General features: G+C 61.5%; 14 protein-coding genes. 9 read left to right on the top strand and 5 right to left on the bottom strand.

All coding sequences use genetic code 11. The features are described from left to right. Positions 1 to 8 precede the first annotated feature (8 nt). Entirely contained in the window at positions 9 to 2,315 is a 2,307-nt protein-coding gene (locus CPA59_RS08250; RefSeq protein ID WP_107759061.1) for a TonB-dependent receptor, read from the bottom strand. Between the two features lie 89 nt (positions 2,316 to 2,404). Continuing rightward, positions 2,405 to 3,418 (bottom strand): ABC transporter substrate-binding protein, encoded by a 1,014-nt coding sequence (locus CPA59_RS08245; protein WP_107759060.1) that lies wholly within the window; start codon positions 3,416 to 3,418, stop codon positions 2,405 to 2,407. A 541-nt stretch (positions 3,419 to 3,959) separates the two neighbouring features. Here CPA59_RS08245 and CPA59_RS08240 point away from each other — a divergent pair. The 6 genes from CPA59_RS08240 to CPA59_RS08215 all read left to right on the top strand — a co-directional run bounded on the left by CPA59_RS08240 (position 3,960) and on the right by CPA59_RS08215 (position 10,325). After that, the gene (locus tag CPA59_RS08240; RefSeq protein ID WP_107759059.1) at positions 3,960 to 4,853 is read left to right on the top strand and encodes an energy transducer TonB; all 894 of its coding nucleotides are present in this window, start codon (positions 3,960 to 3,962) and stop codon (positions 4,851 to 4,853) included. 14 nt (positions 4,854 to 4,867) lie between these two features. After that, complete coding sequence (locus CPA59_RS08235; protein ID WP_049855188.1) at positions 4,868 to 5,566, top strand: MotA/TolQ/ExbB proton channel family protein; 699 nt, start codon at positions 4,868 to 4,870, stop codon at positions 5,564 to 5,566. Positions 5,567 to 5,568: 2 nt separating this feature from the next. Then, entirely contained in the window at positions 5,569 to 5,970 is a 402-nt protein-coding gene (locus CPA59_RS08230; protein ID WP_049855187.1) for a biopolymer transporter ExbD, read from the top strand. Positions 5,971 to 5,988: 18 nt separating this feature from the next. Further along, positions 5,989 to 7,569: an ABC transporter permease gene (locus tag CPA59_RS08225; RefSeq protein WP_107759058.1), complete on the top strand. Its 1,581-nt coding sequence runs from the start codon at positions 5,989 to 5,991 to the stop codon at positions 7,567 to 7,569. A gap of 710 nt (positions 7,570 to 8,279) precedes the next feature. Then, positions 8,280 to 9,692 (top strand): GGDEF domain-containing protein, encoded by a 1,413-nt coding sequence (locus tag CPA59_RS08220; protein WP_049855185.1) that lies wholly within the window; start codon positions 8,280 to 8,282, stop codon positions 9,690 to 9,692. Between the two features lie 147 nt (positions 9,693 to 9,839). Continuing rightward, the gene (locus CPA59_RS08215) at positions 9,840 to 10,325 is read left to right on the top strand and encodes an EVE domain-containing protein (RefSeq protein WP_049855184.1); all 486 of its coding nucleotides are present in this window, start codon (positions 9,840 to 9,842) and stop codon (positions 10,323 to 10,325) included. Between the two features lie 124 nt (positions 10,326 to 10,449). Here the strand turns inward: CPA59_RS08215 and CPA59_RS08210 are convergent, their stop codons facing one another. Further along, the gene (locus CPA59_RS08210) at positions 10,450 to 13,524 is read right to left on the bottom strand and encodes an efflux RND transporter permease subunit (protein WP_107759057.1); all 3,075 of its coding nucleotides are present in this window, start codon (positions 13,522 to 13,524) and stop codon (positions 10,450 to 10,452) included. 2 nt (positions 13,525 to 13,526) lie between these two features. Then, positions 13,527 to 14,681 (bottom strand): efflux RND transporter periplasmic adaptor subunit, encoded by a 1,155-nt coding sequence (locus tag CPA59_RS08205; protein ID WP_107759056.1) that lies wholly within the window; start codon positions 14,679 to 14,681, stop codon positions 13,527 to 13,529. A gap of 159 nt (positions 14,682 to 14,840) precedes the next feature. Between CPA59_RS08205 and CPA59_RS08200 the strand changes: the two genes are divergently transcribed. The 3 genes from CPA59_RS08200 (at position 14,841) to dsbG (ending at position 16,817) form a co-directional block, all read left to right on the top strand. Next, entirely contained in the window at positions 14,841 to 15,485 is a 645-nt protein-coding gene (locus tag CPA59_RS08200) for a TetR/AcrR family transcriptional regulator (RefSeq protein ID WP_049842649.1), read from the top strand. Between the two features lie 166 nt (positions 15,486 to 15,651). After that, positions 15,652 to 15,993, top strand: coding sequence for a copper resistance protein (locus tag CPA59_RS08195; protein WP_107759054.1), 342 nt, complete (start codon positions 15,652 to 15,654; stop codon positions 15,991 to 15,993). A 71-nt stretch (positions 15,994 to 16,064) separates the two neighbouring features. Beyond that, positions 16,065 to 16,817, top strand: a complete 753-nt coding sequence (dsbG, locus tag CPA59_RS08190) for a thiol:disulfide interchange protein DsbG (protein ID WP_107759053.1) — start codon at positions 16,065 to 16,067, stop codon at positions 16,815 to 16,817. Between the two features lie 84 nt (positions 16,818 to 16,901). Here the strand turns inward: dsbG and CPA59_RS08185 are convergent, their stop codons facing one another. Next, a complete protein-coding gene (locus CPA59_RS08185) occupies positions 16,902 to 17,426 on the bottom strand; it encodes a M20/M25/M40 family metallo-hydrolase (protein ID WP_107759052.1) in 525 nt (174 codons plus the stop codon). Between the last annotated feature and the right edge of the window lies 1 nt (position 17,427).

The raw sequence follows: 17,427 nt of genomic DNA, 5'->3' as shown, positions 1-17,427 counted from the left end.
GCGTATCCTTAGAAGTCATAACCCAGCGTGATCCCCAGCGTGCGCGGCTCGCCCAGCACGCCGTACGCCGACCCGTAATCGCCCGACCTGACGGTGCGGTAATAAGTCTTATCCAGCGCGTTATTCAGCCACAGGGTGGCGCGCCAGGCGTGTCCGTCCTGTTTGCCGCTCACGCCGGTGGACAGGTTGAGCACGCCGTAAGCCGGAATACGGGTAAAGTCGGAGTTGTCCACCGTGCCGTAGGCCCAGCTGCGCCAGGCCCAGCGTCCGGCCACAAACGCCTGCAGATTATTGAAGGCTTGCCACTCATAGCGGATGCGGGCGTTGTAGGTCAGCCTCGGCGAACTGAACACCCGCTCGCCGCTCAGGTCGCAGGAGGCGGGCGGGTTGGCCGCCAGCGTCACTTCCGGCGGGCATTTGGCGTTTTTGAAGTCCAGATAGCTGGCGTCCAGCAGGGTGCCGTTAAGGCTCACCGTCAACCCATCGACCGGGCGCAACGCCAGTTGCGACTCCACGCCGCGCGAGCGGAATTTACCGGCGTTCACCAGATAGCTACTCAGCGTTTCTTCGTCGTAGGCCGTGGTTTGGAACTCGCTGACCTCATTCCAGAACAGCGCGGTGTTCCATTCCACCCGGCGTTGCAGCCAGTGCGTTTTCACCCCCAGCTCCGCGGCGCGGGTTTTCTCCGGTTTGATATACAGGCTATCGATGCCCGCCTGCTTCGCCGCCCCGGAGGAGATGTTGAGGCCGCCGGCCTTTTCGCCGTAAGCCAGCGTCAGGTACGGCGTCACGCTGGGCGTGGCGTACCAGTTAAGGCTGACGGTGGCGGACGGCAGGTGATTACTCTGCGACAGATCGCCGGAGTCGAAATCGTTTTTGTTGATGCGGCGGAAGGTGCCGGTTTTCTTCTCGTAGGTTTCCCGCACGCCGGTGGTCAGGTCGAACCGGTCGCCCAGATGCCAGGTGCTGCGGGCGAAGGCTGAATACACCGTGTCTTCCAGCGAGCCGAAGCGTTGTACGAATTTGCCGGTGTTGCTGGTGTTGCCGTACCAGCGGGTGACGCGCGCATTATTGTAGTAACGGTCATGCGCGAAGGTATCCAGATTCTCGCCCCAGTAATCCACCCCGAACGAATAATCCGCCAGACCGCCTTTGGGCGAATCCACCCACAAGCGCTGCCCCCAGGTGCGGTCGCGGGCGTCCGCGCCGCTGTCCTGATACAGCGGAATGCTCAGGCCGTCGGCGGTGCCCGGCAAAAAGCGAAAGTAACGCAGCGATGACAGCGAATTCAGGGTATAGCCGTTGCGCAGCCGCCAGTTGGCTTCCACCGAGCCGCCGCCCTGCGCGACGCGGTTTTTGGTTTCGTCGTCCAGCGCCACCTGACGGCCGTCCACCACCCGCGCCCCGACCGCCGCCGCGCGCGTCCGGAACTGATCCACGCCGCCGACCGGGTAGCTGTCCACCAGCGACATCACCGGGTAGCTGGTCGCCTCGCTGTAATCGCCGATGATACGCAGGCTAAAGCCGTCATCCGGCTGGTACAGCAACTGACCGCGCACGCCGTTGCTGTTGCTGCCGCCCAGTTGGTGGCCGTTTTGCACGTTGTAGACGTAGCCGCCCTTTTCGGTGTGCGACAGGTTGATGCGCCCGGCCCAGTTATCGCTAAGCGCGCCGGACGCCATCAGTTTGGACTGCACGTAGCCGCGCTGGCCGAACGACTGTTCCAGCGACACTTCCGGTTTGAACGTCGGCCTGCGGCTACGGATATCCACCGCGCCGCCGGTAGTGTTAAAGCCGTACAGCGTACCCTGCGGCCCCTTCAGCACGCTAACCGCATCGATATCCAACAGGTCGTTGGACAACATGCCGGGGCGGGACAGGTATACCCCGTCCAGAAACAGACCGACGCTGCTCGGCATGCCGATGTTGATTTCGCTGCCGCCGCCGTCGCCGATGCCGCGAATGGTCACCCGGGTATCCAGCGCATCCGCCGCGGCGATATCCACGCCGGTGACCACCTGCGACAGATCTTCAAAGCGATAGAGCCGATCCTGCTCCAGTTCCTTCCCCTCCACCACCGACGCCAGGCTGGTTTGCTGCTGCGCCTGGCGGCGCTGCGCGTTGACCTGTACCCGTTTGAGCCGTACCGCCTGGGCGGAGGCCGCCGTGGCTTCGGTACTGGTCGCGGCGTCCGGCGTCGCCACGGCATTTGCCGCCGTCGTCGGCGTATCGGCCGCCTGCGCCATCCCCTGCATCGCCAGCACGCTGCCGATAACGACCGGGTATCGCCAGAACATCGTTTTTTTATTGCGCATATCCACCCCAGTTTTTAAATAAAGCCGCCCTTGCCGCGTCAGCGCGACAATAAATAAGGCGGAGAGAAAAATAATGAATGAAAAACAAATCAGCGCTGATGTTTTAAAAATGTGCTATCAAGCCATTCCTCCACTGCAAAGGATTTACGGATTAATTTCGCGTCATACGCCAGTGCAACGGACTGTTTGAGAATAGCGACAAAAGCGGAGTCCAGTTCCGGCGATAATAATTGGGATAACGGCGGCATACCGTCTAAATCTTCACGCAGCAATTTTTCCGGATAACCGGATTGCGCCGCCAGCAACTGAATATAATTATCCCGGTTGGCGGGTTGACTGGCCCACGCGGACGCTTCTTTCTGCACCTTGATAATACGCGTCAGCAAATTCTGATTCTGACGGGCAAAATCGCCGGCGACCAGAATCAGCCCGGTCAGTTGGCCCGCGCCCTGCAAATCGCGGGTAGATACCGCGATATCCGCCAGCCCTTTATCGCGCAACGCCAGCGCGTTGCTGCCGCCCCAGGTGGCGTCAATCTGGCCGGCGGCCAGCGCGGCGCTGGCGGCGGCGAAGTCCAGATTAATGATTTTCATATCCGATTCGCTCAGCCCGCGGGAGTGCAGCGCAGTGACGAACGACAGTTCCGCCGCGGTGCCGCGAAACAGCCCCACCCGTTTGCCTTTCAGATCCTCCAGCCGGCGGATCGGCGAGCCGCGGGACACCGCCAGATAGTGGTTGACGCCGCGCGCCGCCGCGCCAATCACCGTCGAATCCAGCCCGCGCGAACGGCCGATGATGCTGGCCAGATCGCCCAGATACGCCATGTCGATCTGATGATTGGCGAAGCCTTCGTTAATCACCGGTCCGGCGCCTTTGATAAACAGCCAGCGCACGCTAATGCCGTCGCGGGCGAACTCCCGCTCCAGCAGTTTCTGGCTGTAAATCAGATCCACCAGCCCGCCGCCGCTCGGTTGAGAACCGGCGCCGATATCCGATACCGCAATGCGGATCTCGGTGGCGCCGGCCGCCTGCGCTCCCGCGTGCCAGAACGCCGTTAAGGCCAGCAGGCCGGACAGTAACCAGTGTTTTCCCGTTTGCTTCATGTTTCCCCCAGCGTGAAAAGTCATCAGCGGACCCTGTTGTTGTGTTTGCTCCGGCAACATTTAAAGGGTGGGAAATAAACTGGCTAATATAAAAATGTCATTTGTATTTTTATGAATTAACTAAAACAGGAAATACCGGCGTTGTCCGCCTCATGCAGCAAACGCAAAAAAACTATACCGATGATGCATTAGCCTTTTTTTCCCGCCGACGATTAGGGTAAATGCCATCTGAGCGGGGAAATAACATAAATAACGGCTGACGCTGCAGGAATTCCATTCAGGCTCAACCGATAAAAGACGGCATATTGATATAGAGATATGGCATTTGACATCAAAAGCAAATGATTAAAAATCGACAACGCCGTTATTTATTTTATGGTCCGGTATTTTTGCTAAAAACCGATCCGACAGGCGCTCAGCCACGTGAATATTCGCTACGCCGGCCTCATTGACGCGTAAAGCACATGGTTGGCGAGTAACGCATACCGCCTGAACGGCCCAGACGGGTCAGGCTCTTATTCAGTTGAGGAGTAACGCCATCATGACTCATCCCCTGTACGCCGGGGCTGCCAGCGTCAACTGGCCGGACACATCGGGCAACGGCGCGGCCCCCCGACCGGCTAGCGCCCGCGCGATTGCGCCGGTCTGGCCGACGGCTTTGTCCGGGCGGCGTTCGGAAACGTGGCTCACCCTCACGCTGGCGCTGGCGTTGCACGCCGCGGTACTGGTGCCGCTGGCGCTGCGTCCTTCGCCGACGCTGGTTCCGCCGCGCCCGCTGCCGGTAACCATCGAATTCGCCGCCGCGCCGGCCGAAGCGACGCCGGCTGACACAATACCGCCCGAAGCAATACCGACAAAAACAGCACCGTCGGAACCGACGCCAGCGACCGATAGCGCGCCGGTCGAACCGCCGCCCGCTGTCGAACCGCCAGTGGATGAACCGCCAGTGGATGAACAAGCGCTGACGCCGCCACCGCCTCCACAACCAACGCGCGCCACTGAAACCGCGGCGCGAAAGACGCCGAAACCGGTCAAACCTCTCGCTAAAAAACCGTCGCCGCCGCGCCAGCCGGCGACGCCTGCGCCGCAGAGCGCGCCCGTCAGTACCGCCACGGCGCCCCCTGCCGCGGCACCGGCGGCGGCTGCAACGGTGACGCCGCCTTCCGCCAGCGCCGCGTATCTGCGCAACCCGCCGCCCGCTTACCCGGATGTGGCGATCAACCGCGGCTGGGAAGGCACGGTGCTGCTTAATGTCCAGGTACGGCCGGACGGCAAGGTGCAAACCATTCGTCTGCAACATTCCAGCGGCTACCCGGCGCTGGACGACGCCGCCCGCGAGGCGGTGCAGCACTGGTCGTTCGTACCGGCCCGCCGGGGCGACCAGCCGGAAAGCGGCTGGGTCGTGGTTCCTGTCGATTTCACCCTGAACTCATAGAGGCATCCATTATTATGACGCTCGAACACATCGCTCTGCTGTCCCCGGAAGGGGGCGTAATCCTGCTGTTGCTGTTTTTCTCGCTAGTCACCTGGTCCATCGGGCTGCTCAAGCTGGCGCAGTACGCCCGCCAACGGCGGCGTAATCAACAGTTCCGTCAGCTGTTCTGGCAACAGGAAAACATCGATACCGCGCTGCGCGATGTCGCCCATCCCGGCGCGCTGGCGAATCTGGCGCGCGCCACGCAACTGACGCTGGAACGGGTGAAAGACCGCATTACACCGGTCGCGCATCTGCAAGACCGGGTCGAGCGGGCGTTACAGCAGCAAATCCAGCGCGAGCGTCGCTCGCTGGAAACCGGCCTGGCGCTGCTGGCCAGCATCGGCACCACGTCGCCGTTCATCGGCCTGTTCGGCACCGTGTGGGGCATCATGGCGGCCTTGCAGACCATTGGCCAGTCGGGCTCCGCCAGTCTGGACACCGTCGCCGGCCCCATCGGCAATGCGCTGATCGCCACCGGCATCGGCATCGCCGTCGCCGTGCCCGCCGTGCTGATTTACAACTATTTTCTGCGTCGGCTGAAACTGGAAGTGGCCGACATGGACGACTTTGCCCATGACATTTACAGCGTGGCGCAGGCGCAGGAATTCCGCCTCGCCCCGGAACAACCGGCCGCGCCTTATGCGGTGCAGACGATCCGGGAGGTGGTGTAATCATGGCATTTGCTTCCCGCGACAATGACGAGGTGATGAGCGAAATGAACATCACCCCGCTGGTGGACGTGATGCTGGTGCTGCTGGTGGTGTTTATCGTCACCGCGCCGATGCTGACCAACAGCATCCCGATTCGTCTGCCCAAGACGACGGCGGTGGCGCCGGCCGACTCGCCACGCCCGCTGGTGGTAAGCCTTGATGCATCGCAGCAGCTGTTTATCGACCAGGAAGCCCTGCCCCGCGAGGCGCTGATGGCGCGCCTGCAACAGGCCAAAGCCGCCAATCCGGAGCTGGTGGTGCAGGTGCAGGCGGAAGACGCCGCCAACTATGGCGCGGTGGCCGCGCTGCTGGCCGATCTGGAAAAAGCGGGCATCACTCGTTTGTCGCTGCTAACCCGCAAGTGACCACGGCGCGCCATCATAATGTCGACGATGCCCAAACTAACGCTGACCCCGCCGCGGCCGTGGCCGACCGCCCGCCTGTCGGCGGTGTGCAGCGCACTGCTGATGCCGTTGCTGCTGCTGTGCGGCTGGTGGCTCGCCAGCCACTACGACTGGATGTCGGAACAAATTCTGCCCTCCCCCGCCACGGTGGCCGACAGCGCCCGCGACTTCATCCCGCAGGAACTGGCGCCCCAGTTGCGGGTTAGCCTTGCCCGGTTGGCGATCGGGCTGGCGGGCGGCATCGCGCTTGGCCTGACGTTCGGCGTGCTGTTCGGCCTTAGCCGCACGCTGGACCGGCTATGCATGCCGCTGTTCAACGTGCTGGCGCAAATCCCGACGCTGGCCTGGATCCCACTGCTGATGCTGGCGCTGGGCATCGGCGAAGCGCTGAAACTGGTGGTGCTGATCAAGGCAGTGACGGTGCCGGTCACGCTTTGCACCTGCGCCGGCATCCGCCAGACGCCGCAGACGCTCTACGAGCTGGCGCGCACGCTGCGCCTGCCCTGGCTGACCCGGCTGCGTCGGCTGGTGATCCCCGCCATGCTGCCGTATGTGATGACCGGCACGCGGCTGGCGTTCTCGCAAGGCTGGGTATCGCTGATCGCGGTGGAGTTGCTGGCGTCCAGCGAAGGGTTGGGTTACCTGATGGTGCAAAGCCGCCAGCTGTTTATGCTGGATCTGGTATTCGTGTGCATTCTGGCGATCGGCGCTTTCGGTCTGGCGGGCGAGCAGGCGCTGCAACGGCTGGAGCAGCGCTGGATTTTCTGGCCCGCGCCGGTGCTGAGTCACGAAGGCCCGACGCCGCGCGCCGCCTGGCACTCGCTGGCGGGCTGGTGCCTGCCCGCGCTACTGTGCCTGCTCTGGCAACTGGTCACCTATCAGCGCTGGGTGCATGCCGCGTTTCTGCCCGCACCCGATGAGGTCGTTACTGCCCTGCTGGCCGGGTTTGGCAACGGAGAACTGACATCCGCGCTGAGCGCCAGCCTGTCCCGCACGCTGGCGGGGTTCACGCTGGGGGCGGGTCTGGGTTGTCTGCTGGGCTGCCTGTTAGGCCGCAGCCGCGTTGCCGATCGCCTGTTGACGCCGCTGCTCTCCGCCCTGCGCAGCGTCGCGCTGTTTGCCTGGTTGCCGCTGCTCACCGCCTGGTTCGGGCTGGAAGAGAGCGCCAAAGTGGTATTCATCGCGCTGGCGGCGTTTTTCCCCGCGCTACTGGCAAGCTATCAGGGCATTCGCCATCTGCCGCCGTCGCTGCTGGAAACCACCCGCGTGCTGCGCCTCAGCGCGTGGCAGCGGCTACGGTGGCTGACGCTGCCCGCGATGCTGCCTGCGCTGTTTTCCGGGCTACGGTTGTCGCTGATGCACGCCTGGGTCGGCGCCATCGGCGCGGAATACTTCATCTCCTCCGGCAACGGCCTCGGCAGCATGATGATCCGCGCCCAGCAACTGTTCCAGTCGGAACGGGTGATCGCCGGCGTGGTGCTGATAGCACTGGTCAGCACGCTGTTTTATCGGCTCATCACGCTGGCGGAACGGCGTCTGACCGCCTGGCGTTTCCGCTGACGCCCGAAATCGCGCTTCCCGCATGACCGTTATTTATCGCATAAGCGCCGGGTCATCCGGAAAGTGGTGCGTCCAATCGTCAGCCGGATCGCCGGTGGCCTGACGATTGTCATTACGGTAGGTTTATTGACGGAACAATTAATGTGAGAAAAAGTTAATGCCCGGTATCACTGTGACAGGATTAAAAAGCATATACCCGTCATACTTCAAGTTGCAGGTGCGTTGGCTGCCCTCATTCACCCCGGTCACTTACTTATGTAAGCTCCCGGGGATTCACTCGGTTGCCGCCTTCCTGCAACTCGAATTATTTAGGGTATAAACCGTATGGCGGTCGTCGTGCGGCGAACCTAGTGAGAAGCCTATCGGCGATGCCGCCCGGATGGCTGCTAACGCGATGATCTATCGCTATATTCTTTCCGTTGCTCTCCTATCCTGACCATCCCCTTATTTATCGCATGCCGATGCCGCCGGGCGCGGGCCAGCGCCAATCACAAAGGGAAACACTACCTCATATTCGTTTGCTTGCTCGTTACGAATTGTCAGAAATAGAATAGAAGGGAAACAGTGCTAAACAGGCTTTTTTCATACCTTTTATCTATAACGATGTATCATACCGGTTCTACGCATGACCCACCGCTGCCAGAACGCAGCAAAGGCCGCCAGCGACATAGCGCCAGGGGAAGGCTATAAACGGAAAGTGGATTGACGGCATGCATCTGAATTTGGCTTTATTTAAAAACGACAGCACCGGGTTAAACAGCCTGAATGTTTTCATGGTGACGCTGATTGGCTGCAACATCGGTGCGCACGCCCGGCTTTCCGAGCTTGACCTGTCCGTCTTCTGGCCGGTGAACATCATCATCGCCGCGCTGTTTTACCGTTGCCGGTATCTGAACACGCCCTGGTACTACGCCGTCTCTTACGCGGCGATGATCCTGCAGGACTCGCTGTTTTACGGCTGGGGACTGACCGCGTTTACCATCAATTCCGCCAATATCGCCTTTATCGTCGTCCTCACCCAGTTGCTCAACTGGCCCGGTTTCCTTGCCCGCCGGGAAACCGACATGATCAGTTCGCTGTATGTCTTCGTCGCCTGCATGATCGCGGCGCTGGCCTGCGGTATCGTCGGCGCGCTGGCGCAACAACCCTGGCCCCGTTTCCCGGCGGCGGTGTTTCGCAGCAACTTTCTCAACTGGTTCAGCGACCAGTTCTACACCGCGGTGCTGTTCCTGCCGCTGCTGTTGACCCTGCGCAGCCAAATCCCGCTGCGTTTCCCGACGCTGCGGCTGCCGGACGCGCTGCCGCTGTTGCTGTTGCTGCTGTCGATCTGCGTGGCCCCGTTGCTCGGCCCGGTTGCCATTCTGGCGTTTCCGTTGCCGGCGCTGACCTGGTGCGCCATCGTCTATCCGCTGTGGCTGATTCGGTTGATCACCTTGTGTATCGGGTCCGCCGAGCTGATTCTGACCGCGGAACATGTTTACGCGCTGTATGGCTCGCAAGATCCGCTGTTTATGCATCAGGTCACCATCGCCCGCATCGGCATTGCCGCCACCATTTTCAGCCCGCTGATGATGGCGACCAACGCCCGCACCATTCGCCAGTTGAACGCCCGCCTGCTGCAACAGGCCAGCCATGATTTTCTAACCGAAACCCTGTCGCGCTACGGTTTTACCGAAGCGCTGACGGCACAGGGCCAGAGCGTCAAATCGCTGCAGAGCTCGGTCAATATCATGCTGATCGACATCGACCATTTCAAAAACATCAACGACAGCTTCGGGCACGACTGCGGCGATGAGATCCTGCGTCAGGTGGCGACCGTGATAAAACAGACCATTCCCACGCCGGGGCTGGTCAGCCGCATCGGCGGAGAAGAGTTCGCCGTGGTCTGCTTCAATCACAGCCCGTCGGCGTTTTACCGGCTGGCCGATGGGCTGCGCCAGACCATCCAGCACACCCCGTTTATGTTCAACCAGCAGCAGGTGCCGGTCACCGTCAGCATCGGCATCGCGCATGCGCCGACGCCGGGCAAATATCTGGTGGATACGGTGCATCAGTTATTTCCGCTGGCGGACAAAAACCTCTACACCGCCAAACGCGAGGGGCGCAACCGCACTATTCAGTAGCAGTAGCCGATACGGACCCAGTAGCCGGTGCGAGCTTGAATCAGCGCCGGAAAGACCTGATGACCATCACTGCTGACCATCACTGCTGACAACAGCTGTCAGCTGTCGCGTGTACATTCTCTGGGACTCAACCGAGAAGGAAACGCCATGTCATCCCATGCCCCAATCGCGCTATTTCCCCATGACCAGAACCCACCGCGCCACTACTGGGTCGGCGTAGTTTCCGCCGAACACGTCCAATACGCGCTCGACGGGGGGTACATTCAGGTTTGCCACGGCAAACTTAGCGCGCTGAAACGCGCAAGGCCCGGCGACGGGTTCGTCTATTACTCACCCAACCAGACTTTCAAAGGGAAGGAACGCCACCAGCATTTCACCGCCATCGGCATCATAAAACGCGGCGATCCCTACCGGTTCGATATGGGAGACGGCTTTGTGCCACATCGCCGCGACATCGACTGGGCGGGCGGCGTGGAAGCGCCCATCCGCCCGCTGCTGGACCGCCTTGATTTCACCGCCGGCCGGACGAACTGGGGCTACGCGTTGCGCTTTGGCCTGTTCTCCATCAGCGAGCATGACTTCCGCCTGATTGCCGAAGCCATGCAGGCGGACCAGTCCAGACTGTTCCCATGACCGCGCTGGGCGCGGGCATCGACGCTAACGCAACGCGCGCCAGCCGGGCGGGGAAAGAGGCCGGACATCATCCGGCCCGACGCGGCATCCGCTGACCAACGCGGTGCAGTACGCCATCAGCGCCTTACACATCACCCGCGTCCTGCGCCAGCTCGCGCATGCGCTCAGAAGCGGCGTGCGCACGGTGGTCGCGCGCCAGCAGGGTATAAATCGTCGGCAGTACAAACAGGGTGAAGAACGTGCCGATCAACATGCCGGTGACCACCACAATACCGATGGCGAAACGGCTGGCCGCTCCCGCCCCGCTGGCAAACAACAACGGCACCAGCCCCACCACCATCGCCGCCGTGGTCATCAATACCGGACGCATACGGATAACCGCCGCGCGGTGCATGGCGTCAAGCGGCCCCAGCCCTTCATGCTTCTGAATGTCGTTGGCGAAGGACACCATCAAAATCCCGTGTTTGGAAATGAGGCCGATCAGCGTCACCAGCCCGATCTGGGTATAGATATTCAGCGTGGTGTAACCCAGCCAGAGCGGCAGCAGCGCGCCACAGATCGCCAATGGGACGGTCACCAGAATCACCAGCGGGTCGCGCATGCTTTCAAACTGGGCGGCTAGCACCAGGAAAATCACTACCAGCGCAAACGCGAATGATACCGTCAGGCGATTGCCTTCTTTGACATATTGCCGGCTGTCGGATTGCCAGTCGATTTTCGCCCCCGGCGGCAGCGGCTGGTTTTGCAGGAACTCGACCGCCTGCCCCATCGTTACCCCCGGCATCAGCACCGCCGACAGCGTGATGGCGTTCATCTGGTTAAACTGCGGCAGGCGGTTGGCTTCCGGCTGGATATGCACGTCCACCACGGTAGACAGCGGCACCAGCTTGCCGGACTGCGCGCGCACGTAATACCCGCCGAGATCCTCCGGGGAAATGCGCTGTGCCTGCGGCACCTGCGCAATCACGTCGTAGGAGCGATCGAACCAGTTAAACCGGTTGATATAATTCTCCCCGACCAGCACGGCCAGCGTATCGGCAATGGCGCTCATGCTGACCCCCATTTCCCCCGCTTTGGCGGCGTTGATCGTCAGGTTCGCTTCCGGGCTGTCAAACGCCAGGTTACTGTCGACAAACGCAAACAGCCCGCTGCCCCAGGCCGCGCCTTTAATGCGCTCGACCGCGCCGTACAAACTGCGGAAATCGTCCGGCGAGCGCACCACCATCTGCACCGGGAATCCGGCGGTGCCGGCCGGCAACGGCGGCGGCTGGAACGCCGTGGCGTACACGCCGGTGATTTCGCCGCTGCGGGCATTCAGCGTCGCCTGCACCCCGGTCGCGTTCTGATGCCGTTCCGTCCACGGCGTCAGGATCACGCCGCCGAAACCATAGCTTGGCCCGTCGGTGCCGTTGACAAAGAAACTGCTCTGGTAATCCGGCAGCGCGCGAAACAGGTGCTCCACATCATGCGCATAGCGCTCGGTGTAATGAATGTTGGCGTATTGCGGCCCACGGGTCTGAACAAACACGTATCCCTGATCTTCCTGCGGCGCCAGCTCTTTCTGCAGCCCCATAAACAGCAGCACGATCCCGGCCAGCACCGCGGCGCATACCAGCAACACGGCGGCGCGGGCATGCAGCGTGCGCGCCAGCAGCCGCTCATAACGGCCAGCCAGCCCGTGCATGGCATGCTCAATACGTTTAGCCAGACGCCCTTCCGAAACGCTGGCGTTCAACAAATAGCTGCTCATCATCGGGGACAGCGTCAGCGCCACAATCCCGGACACGATGACCGAGCCGGCCAGCGTGAAGGCAAATTCCCTGAACAACGCGCCGGTCAACCCGCCCATCAGACCGATCGGGGCATAGACCGCAGCCAGCGTGATAGTCATCCCGATGACCGGGCCGATAATTTCACGCGCCCCCAGCAATGCCGCCCGCGGCGGAGACAGTCCGTCTTCAATATGGCGATGGATGTTTTCCACCACCACGATGGCGTCATCCACCACCAGACCAATCGCCAGCACCATCGCCAGCAGCGTCAACAGGTTGAGGGAAAAGCCGAACGCCAGCATCAGCATCGCCGTTCCCACCAGCGACAGCGGGATGGTCACTACGGGAATAATCACCGCCCGCAGCGAGCCGAGGAAGAGGAAGATGACCACAATGACAATCACGATCGCTTCCAGCAGGGTATGCATCACCTCATCGATAGCCGCATTCACAAACCCTGCGGTATCAAACTGGCTGGAGACCGTCATGCCCGGCGGCGCGGCGCGTTGCAGGTCAGGAATCAGGGCTTTCACGCCTTTTACGATCTCCAGCGGATTGCCGTCCGGCGTCGGTGAGATCGCCAGCGCCACCGTGCGCGTCCCATTGGTTAACGCGCTGCTGTCGTAGTTTTGCCCACCCAGTTCCACCGTCGCCACATCGCCCAGACGCACGATGCCGTTACCCGCCCGCTTAAGCACCATCGCGCGGAAATCGTCAACGCTTCGCAGGTCCGTCGCGGCCATAATCGGAACTTGCGTCACGTCGCCCTTGAGCATGCCCGGCGCCGCCTGCACGTTATTGGCGCGCAGGGCACCGGCCAGATCGGAAGCGGTCAGGCCGCGGGCCGCCAGTTTGACCGGGTCAACCCACAGGCGCATCGCCAGCGTCTGCCCGCCTTCAATACTGGCGGACGCCACGCCGGGAACCGACGTGATCAACGGCTGCGCCACCCGGGTGATAAAATCCGTGATTTCCGGGATGCTCTGCCGTTCGCTGGCGAACCCCAGGTATTGCACCGCGGAGGCGCCGTCGGTGATTTTGGAAATGACCGGATCGTTAACGCCCTGCGGCAGGCGATATTTCACCTGCTGCACCTTGGCGAGAATCTCCGTCATTGCCCGGTCCGCATCCGCGTTCAGCACCAGCTTCGCTTTGATCTGACTCTTGCCCTGAGTCGACGTCGATGACAGGTATTCAATGCCGTTGGCGGTCGCAATCGACTGCGCGATCGGCGTCGTCACAAACCCCTGCATGACATTTTGCGTAGCGCCCGGAAAGTTGGTGTCCACCACGATGGTGGCGCTTTCCATTTTCGGGTATTCGCGCATCGGCAGGGAAAAGAGCGACGCGACGCCGACCAGCAGGATCAGAATGCTGAGCGCGACGGATAAAATCGGCCGCCGGATAAAGATATCGGTAAACCGCATGCTTACTCCTTACCCGCATCAGGGCGGGCGACAGCGGCCGCCGGTTTTTGCACTACGTTGACGTCGGCGCCCGGCTGGATGCGCAACTGCCCTTCCGTCACCACCACGTCTCCGTCCTTAAGGCCGCGGGTGATCATGACCCGATCGCCGAGCCGACGCCCCGTCGCCACCGGTACGAACTCCGCCTTGCCGCCTTTTTCCGGCGATTCGCCGCGCACGGCGATCACCGCATCCCCGGACGACGAGGTCATGATGGCGGTCGCCGGCACCAGCAGCCCGTCGGGCGTGTCCGGCAATATCACCGTCGCCGTGACGTACATGCCGGGGCGCAGTTGCTGCGCGTCGTTATTCAGGCGGGCGCGAACGGTGGCGTTGCGGGTATCCGTCCCGACCTGCGGCTCGATAGCCGTCACTTTCGCCACCGACGCCGGCACGTCCGGCATGTCGCTGATGACATCCACATCCTGACCGGGCCGGATGCGGGACAACATCTGCTGTGGAACCGTGAAATCCACATACAGCGCATCAAGCGCCGTCAGCGTCGCCACGGTATCGCCGGCGTTCAGATACTGACCGGCGTCGACCTGCCGCAGCCCTAACTGGCCGCTGAACGGGGCGCGAATCGCTTTCTGGCGGATCCGCGCCTCAAGCTGCATCACCTGCGCGGCGGTGCGATCGCGCTCGGACTGGCGTTGTTGCAGGACTTCCGTCGAGATGGCGCCGGTTTCCGCCAGTTTATCGGCGCGCTGATACTGCTGCTGGGCAAAGACGGCGGCGGCGTTGGCGGCGACAAGGTCGGCGCGCTCAGGCGCATCATCCAGTTGCACCAGCGGCGCGCCGGCTTTGACGGTCATGCCCGAATCAAAACCGATTGCCGTCACCCGCCCGGCGGTTTCACTGGCCAGCGTGACCTGATTAACGGCGCGCAGATTGCCTAACGCATCGAAACGGTCCGGCACCGGGGCGGCCTGAAGCTTCAGCGCCACAACGTTGACGGGCGCGCCCGGCGCATATCCCCACGCGGTGTTGCGGCTGACGCGCCAGAACCAGAGCAGAGAAACAATCACCGCCAGTACAACCACGGTAACAATAACGATCTTCCAGGACCTGTGCCTGTCGGTATGGGCAAACGGCGCGTGCTGCGAATGGTGATTCATATCTACTCCAGAGAAAACAGACTGACAGTCTAATTACGCCGATTTTGTACTTTCAGTCGGTTTTTTGTCAAAGAATTATTTTCAGTGCAAAATACCGTCCGTATACGTCACCGGCGCGCGCTTTACGCGGCCCGGTCCTACCGATGGAAGGAGAAGCCTTTGCCACAGGAAACGCTGTCTGAACGGAGTGAACACGCCGCGACAGGAAGAAAAACCCAGCCGCGGGGACGCCGCAGCGCCCGTAAGCTACTGGATACCGCCATGGCGCTATTTGCGGCAAAAGGCGTTGAAGCCACCACGGTGGATGAGATTGTTGACGTGGCCGGACTGTCGAAAGGCACCTTCTACCACCATTACGACAGCAAAAGCGCATTGCTGGATGCGCTGCGCGCTGAGTTTATCCGGCGCTTTCACGAGCATATCAACGGCGCGCTGGCACGCTGCGCCAAAGAGGATTACGCATCCCAACTGGAAAGCTGGGTGCGGGCGGCGATCGAAAGCTATCTTGAGCTGGGAGAATTGCACGCCATTGTATTCAGCGGCGCCGACTACCTGCTGTGGAGCGCCAGCGATGAAGCGTTTATGGGGGAGTTCATCGCCATACTGGAACAAGGGCACCGGGCCGGCGCGTGGCGGGTAACTGACGCGCACCTGACCGCCACGTTTATTCTGCGCGGCTTACTGGGCGTGATCGATGACCGTCTGCTCAGTGGTCAAGACGCCCTGTCGGCCTGGCCGACGGTGGCGGCGCTCGTCGCTGCGTTGGTGGGCCTTCCCGGTCAGGTCGAGCCTCGCCAAGAGTAATAAGGTCTGCCGCTCGCCGGTCTGGTTCGCGGCGTGTCCGCACCGGCGAACCAGGCCTCGCCTCACCGCCAGGCGCCTTACCGTTCAGCGCCTTGCCATTGCGGCAGACTGCTCTATGATTAGTGCGTTTCACTACCCTCAGCGCGCGCCACAACGCGGAATAACCATGCGAAATCGCCAGCTTGTCGGAAACCTTTTTTTAGCGCTTGCCTGCCTGATCATGCTGACCTGCCTGATACAGCGGGTCGCCAGTTTGCAACTGCTGCTGGCGAACCCTATTAGCGCGACGGCGTCGGCGTTCGCACCAAGCGAGGATCCGCCCGCCGCCATAACGCCCTGCCAGCTAAGCGCGCATTCGCTGCTGATGGAACACATTATCCCGCTCCTCCCCCTGTTGTTTGCCGCCGTGGCTCCGCGGGTAAAGATCAGGCTGACGTTTCCGGTCGCCCACCTGTTTTTCCCGCCGCTACTGCGCATACACCTGAAGCATTGCGTTTTTCGTGAATGAGTTAACCGTCACCCCGGTTTTCTTCGCTGGCACAATGACATTCAACGCATGAAATTTATCGAGATATCACGATGAAATACCGTTACTTACTGCTGTCCGCCCTGCTTGCCGCCGTATCGGCGCAGGCCGAAAAGCCGATTCCCCCAGCCGTCAAACAGTTCGAAAAGCAGGGGATTAAACTCATCAAACCCTTTTCTGCGCCGGGCGGTTTACAAGGCTGGCTGGGCGAATATCAAAAAATGGGCGTCACGATTTACCTGACGCCGGATGGCAAGCACGCCATTTCTGGCTACATGTACGACGAGAAGGGCAACAATCTCAGCGAACAGCTGATTGAAAAAACGCTCTACCTGCCGGCGGGGCGGGAAATGTGGAAAAAACTGGAGCGCGCGCCGTGGATTGCCGAAGGTAAAACCGACGCCCCGCGCACCATCGTGGTGTTCGCCGATCCGTTCTGCCCGTACTGCAAGCAGTTCTGGGAAATGGCCAAACCCTGGGTGGAGTCCGGCAAGGTCCAGATCCGCACCTTGCTGGTCGGCATCATCCGTCCAGACAGCGGCCGTTACGCCGCCGCCATCCTCAGCGCGAAAGACCCTGCTCAGGCCTGGCGCGACTTTGAGTTATCAAACGGGAAAACCGTGCCGCCGTTCCCGGAGTCCACACCTACGGTGATTGTGAAAAAACTGCAGTACAACCAGCAGTTGCTCGACGAGCTAGGCGCCAACGCCACCCCGGCGATCTACTACATGAATGCCGACAACGCGTTGCAACAGGTCGTTGGTCTGCCCGATGAAAAACAACTGGCCGATATGATGGGGAAATAAACCATGCCCCGGCGCAGGCCGGGGCATGCTGTCACCTATTCGCCCGGTCGCGATGGCGCCACCGGGCGAATACCACGATGTGGTTCAGGGCAACGGCGGGGTCAGGGCAACGGCAAATCGGCATGCGTCATCTCTCTGATGAAAAACAACCGGGCTGATGAAAAATAACCGGGTCGATGAAAATAACCGGGCTGATGAAAATAACCGGGCTGATGAAATAACGGTTTCGATGAAAAAGAACGGTCCTGAGGAAAAACGGGCTTCAGTATGGCAATAAGCCGCCAGTTGCCGCGCCGCGCCCAGCAGCATGGCGGTGTGGCCGTCATGCCCACAGGCATGGTGCGCGCCGCTGTGCTGACTGCGCCACGGTTGCCCGCTCTGCTCGTCCATCGGCAGCGCGTCCATGCCGGCGCGCAGCCCGCCCCAACGGTCGCGGTTTCGGCCGTGCAGTACGCCCACCACGCCGGTGCCGCCGATGCCGGTATGCACTTCCAGCCCGCAGGCGGCGAGAAAATCCGCCACCCGCTCAGCGGTGCGATGCGCCAGAACCCCTAACTCCGGGTGCGCGTGCCGATCGCGGCGCAACGCCGCCAGCTCATTATCCGTCATG

Source organism: Dickeya sp. Secpp 1600 (assembly GCF_003049805.1).
Lineage (GTDB): Bacteria > Pseudomonadota > Gammaproteobacteria > Enterobacterales > Enterobacteriaceae > Dickeya > Dickeya fangzhongdai.
This window is presented reverse-complemented; position numbering and strand designations above follow the sequence as displayed.